Annotated in this window: 9 protein-coding genes, 1 pseudogene and 1 other annotated feature; of the genes and pseudogenes, 4 read left to right on the top strand and 6 right to left on the bottom strand. The window is 39.0% G+C overall.

The window, feature by feature from the left end; translation table 11 throughout:
• The first annotated feature begins 296 nt into the window (after positions 1 to 296).
• A complete protein-coding gene (locus EV579_RS15835; RefSeq protein ID WP_133744804.1) occupies positions 297 to 1133 on the top strand; it encodes a hypothetical protein in 837 nt (278 codons plus the stop codon).
• Positions 1134 to 1410: 277 nt separating this feature from the next.
• On the opposite strand, the pseudogene EV579_RS19440 reads toward EV579_RS15835, so the two are convergent.
• A pseudogene (locus tag EV579_RS19440) lies at positions 1411 to 1944 on the bottom strand (tyrosine-type recombinase/integrase); the annotation flags it as partial.
• A 466-nt stretch (positions 1945 to 2410) separates the two neighbouring features.
• Positions 2411 to 2674, top strand: a binding site (T-box leader).
• A 57-nt stretch (positions 2675 to 2731) separates the two neighbouring features.
• Between EV579_RS19440 and EV579_RS15820 the strand changes: the two are divergent.
• From EV579_RS15820 to EV579_RS15810, 3 genes are read left to right on the top strand one after another with little or no spacing between them, the layout of a single operon-like run.
• Complete coding sequence (locus EV579_RS15820) at positions 2732 to 4393, top strand: 2-isopropylmalate synthase (protein ID WP_133744803.1); 1662 nt, start codon at positions 2732 to 2734, stop codon at positions 4391 to 4393.
• Positions 4394 to 5449 (top strand): helix-turn-helix domain-containing protein, encoded by a 1056-nt coding sequence (locus tag EV579_RS15815; protein ID WP_133744802.1) that lies wholly within the window; start codon positions 4394 to 4396, stop codon positions 5447 to 5449.
• A gap of 18 nt (positions 5450 to 5467) precedes the next feature.
• Complete coding sequence (locus tag EV579_RS15810) at positions 5468 to 5953, top strand: YbaK/EbsC family protein (RefSeq protein WP_133744801.1); 486 nt, start codon at positions 5468 to 5470, stop codon at positions 5951 to 5953.
• Positions 5954 to 6032: 79 nt separating this feature from the next.
• On the opposite strand, the gene guaA is transcribed toward EV579_RS15810, so the two are convergent.
• From guaA to EV579_RS15785, 5 genes are all read right to left on the bottom strand, one after another.
• Complete coding sequence (gene guaA, locus EV579_RS15805) at positions 6033 to 7574, bottom strand: glutamine-hydrolyzing GMP synthase (RefSeq protein WP_024424487.1); 1542 nt, start codon at positions 7572 to 7574, stop codon at positions 6033 to 6035.
• Positions 7575 to 7761: 187 nt separating this feature from the next.
• Positions 7762 to 9966: a DUF4129 domain-containing transglutaminase family protein gene (locus EV579_RS15800; RefSeq protein ID WP_133744800.1), complete on the bottom strand. Its 2205-nt coding sequence runs from the start codon at positions 9964 to 9966 to the stop codon at positions 7762 to 7764.
• 9 nt (positions 9967 to 9975) lie between these two features.
• The gene (locus EV579_RS15795) at positions 9976 to 11061 is read right to left on the bottom strand and encodes a DUF58 domain-containing protein (protein ID WP_243837435.1); all 1086 of its coding nucleotides are present in this window, start codon (positions 11059 to 11061) and stop codon (positions 9976 to 9978) included.
• Between the two features lie 101 nt (positions 11062 to 11162).
• Positions 11163 to 12125 carry an AAA family ATPase gene (locus EV579_RS15790; protein ID WP_024424484.1) on the bottom strand — a complete coding sequence of 321 codons (963 nt, stop codon included), beginning with the start codon at positions 12123 to 12125 and terminating at the stop codon, positions 11163 to 11165.
• Between the two features lie 102 nt (positions 12126 to 12227).
• Positions 12228 to 13127, bottom strand: a complete 900-nt coding sequence (locus EV579_RS15785; RefSeq protein ID WP_044335634.1) for a cation diffusion facilitator family transporter — start codon at positions 13125 to 13127, stop codon at positions 12228 to 12230.
• Positions 13128 to 13572: the final 445 nt, after the last annotated feature.

Here is a 13572-nt window from a genome sequence, read left to right as displayed (position 1 = left end):
TTGGAAATTTATCTGTATTACCACAATGGATGAATTCAGTTCGTTATTTATTTTCTCAAGATTATTGGGGTGTAACATTTCAATCACTATTTGAATTTTTCAAACCTATGGGATGTTGGAAAAAATTCGTCCACCTTATGTAAATAATGATGAAGACCACCTAATTTAACAATTATGATTTCATTTGTCAATTCTATACACTAATCAATTCTCTTGAAATTAATTTTCATTACTAAATAAAAATGTCATTTAATGATAAAATAGTAATATTATCTATATTTGTAAGGAGGTATATCGTGGCCGAAAGAGCGTATAGTTTAGAATTAAAAGAAAGTATAAGTGCAAAATACGCAAGTAAATTATCTTGTGAAGGAAAGTTACTTGATGAAAGGCAATTTCGTTGTAGTGATACCAATTGTAACATAAGATTGACATGCACTAATTGGGGTAAAAATGGTAAAAGGTATTATTTCACCCCATCATCATTAGATGAACTGCATATTATTGGTTGTACAGAGATGTCTATATCCGAGGCAAAAGACCAAGCAAAAAAAGAAGCAGACTCAGCCAAGGAAGTAATTGAAAAAAATGGAATAATACAAATGACAAAATCTATTAGCAGAACAGCTAGTAAAATTACTGTAACTGAAGGTGTTTCAAGTTCTAAAAATTCAGATGCTATTTTATCAACGCCTAATAACAAAACACGTAGAGAATCAAGACACCTTTACTCAATTGCCAGTTTTGTTGACCTTTATGAAGATACAACTGTAGATAATCTCAATCAATTTATATCTATTGATAATTCAAAAATATCACTCGATGAATTATTTCTCTCTGCTAAAAATCACTATTTCCCCGAGGAAACAAACAGAATTTTTTATGGTAAGGCATTGATTAGAACGGCCTCATTTGGGAAAAACATGTTAGAAATTGAATTTCAAAATAGTAATCTTCCAAAAATATATTCTAATATCACAATTATGTCAAAACGCCCAACTACTTCAAAGTTACTAGTCTATCTTGACAAAGAAAATTTAACAACTGTCTATTTTAGGGGAAAGTTAATTAATAAAGGCACTAAACTCGAATCATTTAATGATAAAGTTTATAAAGATATTTACTTTAAATAATTTCCATTAAAATACTGAACTATTCAAACTCCATAGATACAGCAACGCTAGCAATTCCAGCAAAAACGAAAAACTGACAAGCAATAGATATGATCATTAGAAGTTTCTTGTATTAGCTATTAAAATTATGGCGTATGTCAAATAAATATAATTGACATACGCCTATTTAAATGAACAATTTTCTTTATTCGGAATAAATGATACTAGACTGCAACACTACTGAAACTTGAGTGAAAAGCATTTTACTAGACCTACTTAAGCATATAATTAAGTTATCTTGAATCCTTGTTACTCCTGCGAATTGAGAATAGCGTTTAATGATACTGCCTATTGTCGATTTAATCATTGGAAACCAATCATAACTAAAAATATAATCTTTTGAATTACCTAACCCTATCTCCAATTATCAATTTCGCCATATTGTTAATATATTTATTGTTGTCCAATAGACACAATCGCCTTACCTTAAGGAATAGCTCTAACTTTCTTAAATATGTTCATTTCTAGTATTGCATTTCAACAGCTTTATCTAAACTTTTACGGAACGTTCCAAATACTAGACTTGCATAATATTTTGAGTACCTCGCACCACCATTTTTCTTTACTTGTTAATAACCATGTGCGAAAATGCTATCTTTTAGTGAATTGGAACGAAGCGGGATAGAAGCAAATCTATCTCGGCTCTGCTCTTCTCCAATATCCTTTTTAGAACAGAGAATGTACTTTCCTCAACATTCGTTTCATAAGGTATATAAACACTATTCATAATTTGTTTATAGTTAGAATAACTGTTTACCTTAGAATATTCTCTTTATCAGAAATTTCACCTATCATACTGCTACCTCCTACTAGAAGGTCCATTCTAGTATTGCAAAAGCAGAAAAAATCTAGTTTCCTAAAAAGTATTTCCGCTATACTAAAACTCGTTAGGTAAAGAGGTGCTCGATTGTCCTAGCAAGAACATGAGAAACGATTCAAGAAACATTAAATTATATTGAACAACATCTGAAAGATGATTTACATCTTCAAACTCTAGCAAAACACGCTAGTTATTCTAGATTTCACTTTCACCATTAAAACAGAAGTAAAATAAAGAAAAACTATACCGAAATTCTGGTAAGGTTTTGTGTAGACAAAAATAGATTGGTTAAAGGCTCAAAGAAAAAAATTAAAAATGAAGATAAGCACCCATAGAACAAAAAAAATCAATTGAAAAAGATATCCCTATCACTATCTCTTTTTTATAGACTTGGTATAATAGAAAAAATCAGAAAAATGAGAATGCGATGATAAGGAATAGTACTTGCCGAAATGTTTTCAGAAAGTTGCTGGCTGATGAGAAGCAATAACAAAAAGGCAGGGAACTCACCTTAGAGTAGCCTTAGTGAAATGAAAAGTATCAATGTAGTTAAGGACGGCTCCCACCGTTATATGGGAAGGATATAAGATCAAACAATCTGTATCCGAATAAGGGCATGATAATGTTTGTTTATCATGAAACAGGGGTGGTACCGCGTAAGAAGAAGTCTTTCGTCTCCAAGGTAAATATTGGGGATGAAAGGCTTTTTTTATATTCTATTTTCTAGGAGGAATCGATGATGTTTAACCACAAAAAATACGAAAAGAAATACTTTTTGCCACCGAACCTTACTTATGATTGGGTGAAGAAAGAAACATTAGAAAGTGCTCCGATATGGTGCAGTGTGGACTTACGGGATGGTAATCAAGCATTACCTATTCCTATGAACTTAGAAGAAAAATTGGAAATGTTTCAGTTATTAGTAGAGATAGGTTTTAAAGAAATTGAGATCGCATTTCCAGCTGCTTCTGATACGGAGTTTAGGCTATTAAGGACACTGATTGATCATCATATGATTCCAGACGATGTCACGATTATGGTGATCACACAAGCGAGAGAGCATATTATCCGCCGAACCTTCGAAGCCATTAAGGGAGTACCGAAAGCGATTGTTCATTTATATAATTCGACTTCAGAAGCGCAGCGCAGACAGGTATTTAAGAAAACAAAAGATGAAATTAAACAAATTGCCATTGATGGAGCTATTTTAGTAAAAGAACTTGCCGAAAAAACAAATAGTGATATTTATTTTCAATATAGTCCTGAAAGCTTTCCAGGAACAGAAGTTGATTATGCGTTAGATATTTGTAATAGTGTTTTAGACATTTGGAAACCGACACCAGCTCATAAAGCCATCATCAATATTCCGACAACAGTTGAATATTCAATGCCTCATATCTTTGCAAGTCAGATTGAGTATATACACAAAAATCTGTCTTACCGAGACAGTGTGACATTATCTGTTCATCCTCATAATGACCGCGGCTCTGGGGTGAGTGATGCAGAATTTGGTGTTCTAGCTGGCGCAGAAAGAGTCGAAGGTACATTATTTGGTATCGGTGAACGTACAGGGAACGTTGACTTGATTACCTTGGCGATGAATATGTATTCACAAGGTTATGATCCAAAATTGAATTTCAATAACCTAGAAGCGATTCGTAAAAAATATGAAAAACTAACAAAAATCACTGTTCCTGAGAGGCAGCCCTATTCTGGGGAAATGGTTTTCACCGCATTCTCTGGGTCACATCAAGATGCGATATCTAAAGGTATGAAATATAGAAAAGAAAATAAAGTTGATAAATGGGACGTTCCGTATATCCCAGTAGATCCAGTTGACTTGGGGAGGAATTATCAAACGGATGTGATTCGAATCAATAGCCAGTCTGGAAAAGGCGGCATAGGCTATATACTAGAAACAAATTATGGCATTCAACTTCCTTATCAAATGAATGAAGCCATGGGATATGCAGCGAAGAAAGTATCTGATCAGACAAATAGGGAATTGTCTGTCGAAGAAATATATCATGTTTTTAAAGAACAGTATGTTGATTTTCACCCTCATTTCCAGCTGCTTGATTATCAATTTCATAAAGGAGAGAAGCAGGAAGTCACCTTAACTTTGCTGAGAGATGATCAACAAATTGAAATACAAGGAACTGGCACTGGAAGTTTAGATGCCATCAGTAATGCGTTAAAAGCATATTTTCATCTCGAATATGTTTTGGAAGTCTATGAACAGAATTCTTTGGGCAAAGATTCCCAAGCAAAAGCCTGTGCACAGATTGGAATTTCATCTCAAGGAAACATGCATTGGGGTGCTGGAATTGATAAAGATATTATAGAAGCAACAGTGAAGGCCCTGGTAGTTGCAGTAAATAAACTAGAGGTTTGGATGTAGATGGAAAAAGATAAACTTGAAAAACATGAAGTGATGCAATATTTAAGAGAATATAACGAACAAGAAATCTTTTATCAACAATACCAACAGAAAAAGCATGACAATCAATCATTGCAATTATTTTTGAAGGATTATGATAAGCACAATTTAATGCATAAACAAATATATATAGAAGAATTTTTGCAAAAAGGGCAGAACGAATTTGAAAAGGAAGATACCATGTGGTTAGGTCAGGAGAAAGATATCGAAGTGAGAAAGTATAGCCGTTTTATGCCTCAATTGTCGGCTATCCATGATTTCTTTGAAATGATCTATGTTCTGGAAAATGAGATGTATGTAGAAGTGGAAGATAACAAAATGACTTTAAAATCAGGAGATATTGCCTTTATTCCACCTGACACCATACACAAGCCAATTGTGATGGAGAATACAATCGCCATGCAAATCATGATCCGTAAGAGTACTTTTCAAAGAGTGTTTTTTAAAATGTTAAAAGGAAACAATGTCATTTCAGAATTCTTTTTGAATGCATTGTATATAAAAGAAAATAAAAATATTCTTATTTTCCATAGTCACTTGGATAAACATTTGCTAGACTGCTCTCTTCAACTATTTACAGAAAATTATAATCGGTTTCCTAGTTACCAGTTGATTATGAATAATTTGTTTGAGATATTATTATGTCTCTTATTAAGATTCAAACCAATTCATATGAACGTAAATCAGGTCAAACAATATCGTGATATACGTATTATTGAAATGCTCCAATATATTCAGCAATGTTGTGAGCATATCACCATCCAGGAGATGGCAGAGAAATTTAACCTTTCACAGTCTTACCTGTCAAAATATATAGCTCGTAAGCTTGGCAAATCATTTCGTGAGATTCGACAAGAAATAAGATTAGAAAAAGCCTGCGAAATGCTCACTGGCAGCAATTCACAAGTAGATCATATTGCGGCAGCCGTTGGTTATCAAAATGTAGAGCATTTCATTCGTTTATTTAAGAGAAAGTATCACCTAACACCACATCAATATCGATTAAATAATAGATAATAAAGAGGAGAAATGATCATGTCCATCAAACAAGTAAAAGATTATTTTAAACAATATGATATGGATACTCGAATCCAAGAATTTTCAGTATCTAGTGCAACTGTAGACTTGGCTGCTTCTGCATTGGGCTGCGAACCAGAAAGAATCGCAAAAACACTCTCCTTTCTAGTAAATGGACAAGCTATTTTAATTGTGACCTCTGGCGATGCAAAAATTGATAACAAAAAATTCAAGGAATATTTTAAAACAAAAGCTAAAATGCTTTCTCCTCATGAGGTCGTTGACTTGGTCGGTCATGAAATTGGCGGAGTATGTCCTTTTGCTATAAAGAATGGCGTTTCTGTTTATTTAGATATTTCACTCAAACGTTTTGAGACAGTCTATCCAGCCTGCGGGAGCAGTAACAGTGCTATTGAACTCACAATAAAACAATTAGAAAAATACTCCGGTTATTCACAATGGATTGATGTGTGTAAGGGATGGAATGATTCATTAACACATTAAAATGGAAGGGAAAAGTGCAGTTAAAAATAAAAAAGAGCTAGAAACCCTTGATACACAAAGGTTTTTAGCTCTTTTACAATTATTCCCACTCAATCGTAGCAGGCGGCTTACTCGTAATATCATACACCACGCGGTTAATATGCTTCACTTCATTGACGATACGAGTTGAGATCTTTTCAAGCACGTCCCAAGGGATTCTTGCCCAGTCACTCGTCATACCATCAATAGATGTAACAGCACGGATGCCGATTGTGTAGTCGTATGTTCTTGCGTCACCCATGACACCTACGCTGCGGATGTCTGGGAGAACCGTGAAGTATTGCCAGATGTCGCGCTCAAGGCCGAAGTTGGCAATTTCTTCGCGTAGAATCGCATCAGATTCACGGACGATTTCTAGTTTTTCTTCAGAAATTTCACCTAGTACACGGATACCTAGTCCTGGACCTGGGAATGGCTGTCTCCAGACGATGTCATCAGGAATGCCAAGCTCTGAACCTAGGGCACGGACTTCATCCTTGAATAGAGTATTGAGTGGCTCAATCAATTCGAACTGCATGTCTTCTGGAAGACCGCCTACGTTGTGGTGAGATTTGATTGTTTGTGCCGTTGCTGTTCCGCTCTCAATGATGTCTGTGTAAAGTGTTCCTTGTGCTAAGTAGTCGATTCCTTTTAGCTTGTCCGCTTCGTCATCGAATACATAAATGAATTCGTTACCGATGATTTTACGTTTTTGCTCAGGATCAGACACACCTTTTAGCTTGTTTAAGAAACGATCTTTCGCATCTACTTTAATCACGTTCATGTTGAAACCTTCGCTAAATGTTTTCATAACCCCTTCTGCTTCGCCTTTGCGAAGAAGACCGTGGTCAACGAAAATACATGTCAGCTGATCGCCGATGGCTTTGTGGATCAATACCGCCACAACAGATGAATCCACACCGCCGCTTAGTGCGCACAATACTTGCTTGTCGCCTACTGTTTCACGGATTTTCTGCATTTCAATTTCAATGAAGTTCTCCATTGACCATTTGCCATCGCAATCACACACGCCGAAGACAAAGTTTTTCAATAGGTCATTTCCGTACTCAGAGTGACGAACCTCTGGGTGGAATTGAACGCCATAGAAATTCTTCTCAGCTAAGCTCATGGCTGAGTTTGGACAATGTGCACTTGTTGCATCGACTGTAAAGCCTTCTGGTACTTCAACAACGAGGTCACCATGGCTCATCCAAACGACTTGATCAGTTGGAAGGTCTTTGAATAAAGCAGGTGTTCCGTTAATATGGATATCTGCTTTTCCATATTCACGCTGGCTGGCCGCTTCTACTTTCCCGCCTAAATAGTGAGTCATAAGCTGCATGCCGTAGCAAATACCTAGAACCGGAATGTCCAGATCAAAGATCTTTTCATCACAGCGGAAAGATCCTTCATCATAAACACTGTTTGGTCCACCAGAAAGGATGATTCCTTTAGGTGCCATTTCTTTAATTTCTTCAGCAGTTAAAGTGTGCGGATGAAGCTCACTGTACACACCAAATTCACGAATACGGCGTGTGATCAGCTGATTGTACTGACTGCCGAAATCGAGAACCAAAATCATTTCATTTACTAAATTTGTCATGGTGTCACCTCTATGTCCAATATAGTTTTTTTATAAACGCACAGAAAAAATGAGAGGAGAAAACCTGCTCTCAGAGTGAATCACGCTTTTGAAGCGCCCAGACTCACATCCGAACGCTTCAATTTCATGTATTTTAGAAGGTTTTAATATTCACCTATTCTAACAACAGGAAGGTACGCGGTCAAGACTATCTCCTGTTTATTAAATTTTCCCATAACTTTGCCGATTGCTGCCAAAGCGCCGAGGCATCCTCTCGTCGGTAGAGCGCACGTTCATAAAACTGCGTCAGCTCTGACATGTGATGATCTCCATCCTTCTCCTCGATCAAAGAAGCGAATTCTCTTAGTGTCATACCTGGCTTTTTCTCGATTCCTCTGCGCCCTAGCTGCTTTAATAGAGTTGCATACGCATAGAAGAATGCTTCATCCTCTGGCAGACGTTTCACCTTTCTTACAATAAAGAATGGCAGCCATCTGGCTCTGAATCGATAAAGCATCCAGCTGATGAATCCAAGCAGGACAATAGCTCCTGCCGCATAACCTATAACCCAACCAACATGCACCATATTTGGCTTTGCCTGCGCTGCTCGCTCCTTTGGTTGTGCCGGCTGCTCTGTCTCCTGCTGCTGCGGCTGGTCTTGCGGCTGATCTTCACTTGCATCAGAACTAGACTGATCTTTTTCTTCCTTTTGATCATCCGGTTGATCGCTTGAAACAGCTTCATTCGTAAATGTCTCTGGGTTTGTAAATCCTTTTGTCGGTTCAAAGGTGACCCATCCTCTGTTTGGAAAATAAACCTCTACCCATGAATGCGCATTGTTATTGGTCACTTCATACACATTGTTTCCATCCGTTTGTGTTTCATATAACTGGCCAGACGTATACCCTTTCACCCATCTCGCCGGAATTCCGATCGAACGAAGCATTACAATCATAGAGGTTGAAAAATTATCACAATAGCCGATCATCGTATCAAATAAAAATTGATCCACATAATCTTCATTACGACCAGGCACAGCGACATTCTGCGTTTCATATGAAAACTTCGCAGATCCTAAATAATCCTCGATGGCTTTCGCTTTATCATACATATTATCTTTCGTTTCCGTTAAGCTGTTTGCCAAAGTTTTCACACGCTCTGGAAGTGACGATGGAAGCTGTAAGTATTCACGGCCAACCTGCTGATTCACCTGCTTCTTTGTCGGTACTTTGATTCTCTGCAAATCCTCCAGGATAAATGTAGGAGATAAAAAGCTGACTTGATAGTTCCCTAAATTTTTGGGTGGGTTTTGAATAGACGGGACAATTTTCTCCGTTTTGCCCATGATTTGCAGCGGAATGTTTTGCATTGGTGTCAGCATGATCGTTCCAATAGGATACACAGCATGATTAAATCGATAGTCCGATTCTATATCAACTCTCGTTTCATGCACCTCTGTTTTCACACGCTCGGTAAACCACCGATTCGGCACAGATTCGTCCTTTAACCGAGTAGGCTTTGTATCTTTTGATGCATCCTCCCAGCCCTTTCCTGTGTAAATGCTTTTTGTTTCTACACGAAAATAAGTCGGCTCCTTTCCGCTCCACTTAAAGACTGGTGTACGGTCCTCACTAAACGGGCCGCCAAGCGCCGAATCATCTGCACTATATCCCACTTTATTCTGCCCAGCTGCCCCATCTTGATTCGTGACCGCCTTAAAAAACGGGACAGGATCGGGCCATTTCGGATCTGACTTCGGCAAAGAAGCACCCAGTGCCGCTGATAGAAGGACAAGCGCCAGCATAGGCAAAAACCACTTTAGACGCGCTTTCTGTGACACCCGAACGCCCTCAGCCGAACGCAGTCGATCGAAATACAGCAATCCAAGCAAACAAAAGCCAAATACCATAATACGAACGATCGCAAAAGTCGCATCATATGGCGTAAACGTATCAAGAATCGTGACATACACAATCGTCATCAGTAAAAAGAAAAAGATACGCTGCTGATAGACCACCCAATAATGAAGCAAGTAGACAAGCAGCCACAGCAAAATATAAAACAACAATGTGCGGAAAGACGGATACATGTCACTCCACATGCCCATGCTCATTAACGTGATATTATCCTTGATATCAGCAAACAAAGCTGCCGGATAGCCTGGCGCTGATTGATAAAAGATCAAATATAAGGCGAGCAAAATCAGTCCAGCACAAATAGGAAACGTCACATACCACTTCAGACGAAAGAACGTAAACAAACACGTAAGCCCGATAAAAATGATGAAATAAGACGTATGGCTCGTCTCTGTAAAATCTTGAAGTGGACGCAGCCACTCCCATAGCAGCAGAAAAGCTACAGCATAATAGATGAACAATTCAAAACGGCTTTGCCGCAGATGCGTATGCAGCATAAATGTTTGTCACCTCACAGTTCTTTCGTGCAGCCGGTCTTCAAATAAAAGGGTGATGCGTATTCCAGAGGCCTTGAGCCGGTCTGCAAGCTGTTTTTCTTTTGTCGTCAAACGGTCAACGGCTTTCTTCACTAAAAGCACGGTGATGTTCTTTCTATTTCGATTTCCAAAGAGACTTGCCGCAAGCTCCTCCTGCAGCTGACCTGTGACGACATATTTTCCTGAATGCTGATACTCACTTGCTGCTAACGGTTTATATTCTAGTGCGCGGGAAGGCTGATGCTGCACCCTTGTTAAATAATAAAGCATGTCCTGTAAATGAAGTTCTCCTTGATCGACTCGAAAGACATGCTGATCTCCTAGAGGGACAAGACCTGACGGCACTCCTTTTTTCACAGCCGTTTGAAGAACAGAGAATGTAATAGAGACAACTGTTTCAAAAACAGCTTGATCAGTAAAATCAGCAAACACGACAAGGTCCTTTGCTTGATTCTGTTCAAATTCCTTCGTCATCAGCTGGCCTCTTCTGGCCGTCGTCTTCCAATCTACCCAAGCAAAACGGTCTCCTTGCTGGTATTCTCGTATGCCTGTTGTCACATGGGTCGGTTCATTTAACCACGAGTGAACCGCTTTGCCTCCATTTTCACTCAGTGACTCAGCAGGCTCTACAGGGATATCCAGCACTTTTGGGTAGACAAGCAGTTTTTTCTCTAGCGGAATGATGATTTCTTTTTCAACAAACCCAAACATATCACCCGTTTTGATTCTAACCGCTGTCAAATGATGCTCTCCTCGCATGACATCATTCAATTGATAGGAAAATCGCCAAGTTTTCCGAAACCAAGGAAAAAGCATTTGCTTCATTTCAATCTGTTCCTGTAAGTGAAAGGTCTCTGGCGGAGCATCCTCTATCATGACGTAAACGTACGGAAATGGATGGGTCCGCTTGATTTCAAGGTCAACGGACAGCACATCCCCCGCCTTTAAGCTTGTTTGCTGTATTGTCCTCTTGGCTGTCGCGCGAAGCGGAATAAGTGCAAACAGCAATGCATACAAAGCATATGGTAAAAATGCATAAAAAAGGAACCAACTCACAAACCCTCCCTGAAACATGGCATAACAAAAGGCTGCCGCAGTGAGAATGATGAGCATCATCACCCTTAACCATAATGAAATTGCTACACGATGACGTGACTTCATTGAGTCATCGACTTTTGAACTGGCACGCCAATTTGCTCAAGCATTTGCCGCAGCAGTGTCTCCGCCTTCTTCCCTTCATATGTCGCTTCTGATGTCAAAATCATACGATGCGGTAATGTATAAGTCGCCAAATACTGTACATCATCAGGAATCACATAATCGCGCTGATTCAAAAGTGCATACGCCTGTGCCGCTTTCATCAAGGCGATCGATCCCCTTGGACTCACACCTAGATAAACAGATGGGTGTTTACGCGTCGCTTGAGCAATTTCAACAATATATTCTTTAATGGATGCATCCACATGAATGGTCTGAACAGCCTGCTGCAACGCATGGATATGTTCCTTTGTCATGACAGCTTGGAGCGTATCAATCGGGGATTGCTTCTCCTGCAAGTTGAGCACCTCCAGCTCCTCGAGCATGGTCGGATATCCCATCTGCAGTTTGAATAAAAACCGGTCCATTTGCGCTTCTGGCAGCGGATAAGTCCCTTCATATTCCACTGGGTTTTGTGTCGCCATGACGAAAAAAGGATCCGCAAGCGGCATCGTTTCTCCGTCCACTGTGACACTGCCTTCCTCCATCGCTTCAAGCAATGCTGATTGTGTTTTAGGAGAAGTCCGGTTGATCTCATCAGCTAAAATAATCTGCCCCATGATCGGTCCTTGCCTAAATTCAAATTCATTCGTCTTTTTATTGTAAATCGACACGCCTGTTACATCTGAAGGCAAAAGGTCAGGAGTGAATTGGATTCTCTTAAACTCACAGCCAATGGATTTTGCCAAAGCACGAACCATCATCGTCTTCCCTACACCAGGCACATCCTCGAGCAGCACATGTCCCTTCGCCAAAATCGCTACAAGGCTTAATATCGCAATGTCTTTTTTCCCAACCATGACTTTATTGATGTTATCTACGATTTTTTGTAAATCTGAATGCATCGGTTCATCAAATGCCATCCTGATCCTCCTATCACGTTTCTGTCAAATTTCATATAGTCTAACTTTACCATACAACGCGCATTTGCATATAACATCAGCACGTATAAAAAAGAAGCCTTCTCACGATGGGAAAGACTTCTTCTCTTCTTTTGACTTACTTGCTGGCTCCATATGAACATGAGAGTGTAAAATATCATGCTCCTGCTTCATTCTTCGTTCAATTTCATCTGCAATATCATGGCTTTCTGCTATGTTCAAGTTAGGCTCGACCTCAACCACTACATCCACATGGACTGTACTTCCAAGATAACGCGCTTTTATATCCTTTAAATCGCCTACTCCTGGTGTTGCTTCTATGGTCTCTTTGTATTTAGACATATCTTTGATATGAAAACCGTCTGTTAACGAATGAGAGGCATCTCTGAAAATCTCCCACGCAGTTTTACAAATAATTAAGCCAATGACAAAGGCTGCTAGCGTATCAATCCATGCCAGCTGAAATTGAGAGGCCATGATTCCTACAAATGTTCCAATACTTACATACGCATCTGATTTATTATCAGCAGCTGCCGCATGGAGAGCCTGGCTATTAATTCGTTTGGACAGATTGCGGTTATAAATATACACACCGTACATTACAACAGCACTTCCTGCTGCCGTCCAAGCCGCGATCATATCCGGCGTTTGATGCTCAGATGAGAAGAGCGACTGGCCTGCACTCAGCAAAACCTGAAGTCCAACAAGCATCATGATAAAGGAAGCCACAAGAGACGCAATATTTTCCGCTCTAAAATGACCATACGGATGATCTTCATCAGGCGGCTTTTGAGAAATACGCAGCCCAATCAACACAGCAAGGGATGCAATAATATCCGTCGTGTTATTCAATCCATCTGCTGAAAGAGCCTCTGAATGAAACACATACCCAATAATGAGTTTGACCGCAGATAAGATCACATAGGCAATGATGCTGACCCAAGCACCTGTTTCACCTTGTCTTAATTCGTTATAGCGCTCCATGTTGAACCGCGCCTCCTCACACATCACTTTTCTATTATTTATCTTACAAAGCAAAGCCCGTGTGGGTCTACAGCAACATGATTCGCTTATGTCAGCAAAATAGGATATATAGAAATGTGTTGACCTAAGTAAACTTATTTTTACAAGGTCAAATGACCTCAAGACCTACTCCCATCAACCTTTTTCCAATTCTCTTCGAAATGGACATATCGTCAAATCACTCTTCTCTGGTAAATTATCAGAATAATTTTATTTTGAGACACAACTTCCCTCCTTCCTTTTTTATGCTATTTTAAAAATAAACAGAGGGAAAAGAGGGAACATAATCTCTCAAATCCTTTCTACTTTTTAACATCATGTTAAGAGGTTTGAAATGTCAGTTTGATAACCTGTCCAATGCTGAATGACAATTCAGTATGATAAAATTTAAAATATTCTAAAAAAA

This window comes from Bacillus sp. BK450 (assembly GCF_004364885.1).
In the GTDB taxonomy this organism is placed as follows: domain Bacteria; phylum Bacillota; class Bacilli; order Bacillales; family Bacillaceae; genus Bacillus; species Bacillus safensis.
This window is presented reverse-complemented; position numbering and strand designations above follow the sequence as displayed.

Excerpts from the sequence above, each read along its gene's own strand:
- EV579_RS15820 (WP_133744803.1), top strand. The coding sequence starts at position 2,732 with ATGTTTAACCACAAAAAATACGAAAAGAAATACTTTTTGCCACCGAAC.
- EV579_RS15815 (WP_133744802.1), top strand. The coding sequence starts at position 4,394 with ATGGAAAAAGATAAACTTGAAAAACATGAAGTGATGCAATATTTAAGA.
- EV579_RS15810 (WP_133744801.1), top strand. The coding sequence starts at position 5,468 with ATGTCCATCAAACAAGTAAAAGATTATTTTAAACAATATGATATGGAT.
- guaA (WP_024424487.1), bottom strand. The coding sequence starts at position 7,574 with ATGACAAATTTAGTAAATGAAATGATTTTGGTTCTCGATTTCGGCAGT.
- EV579_RS15800 (WP_133744800.1), bottom strand. The coding sequence starts at position 9,966 with ATGCTGCATACGCATCTGCGGCAAAGCCGTTTTGAATTGTTCATCTAT.
- EV579_RS15790 (WP_024424484.1), bottom strand. The coding sequence starts at position 12,125 with ATGGCATTTGATGAACCGATGCATTCAGATTTACAAAAAATCGTAGAT.
- EV579_RS15785 (WP_044335634.1), bottom strand. The coding sequence starts at position 13,127 with ATGGAGCGCTATAACGAATTAAGACAAGGTGAAACAGGTGCTTGGGTC.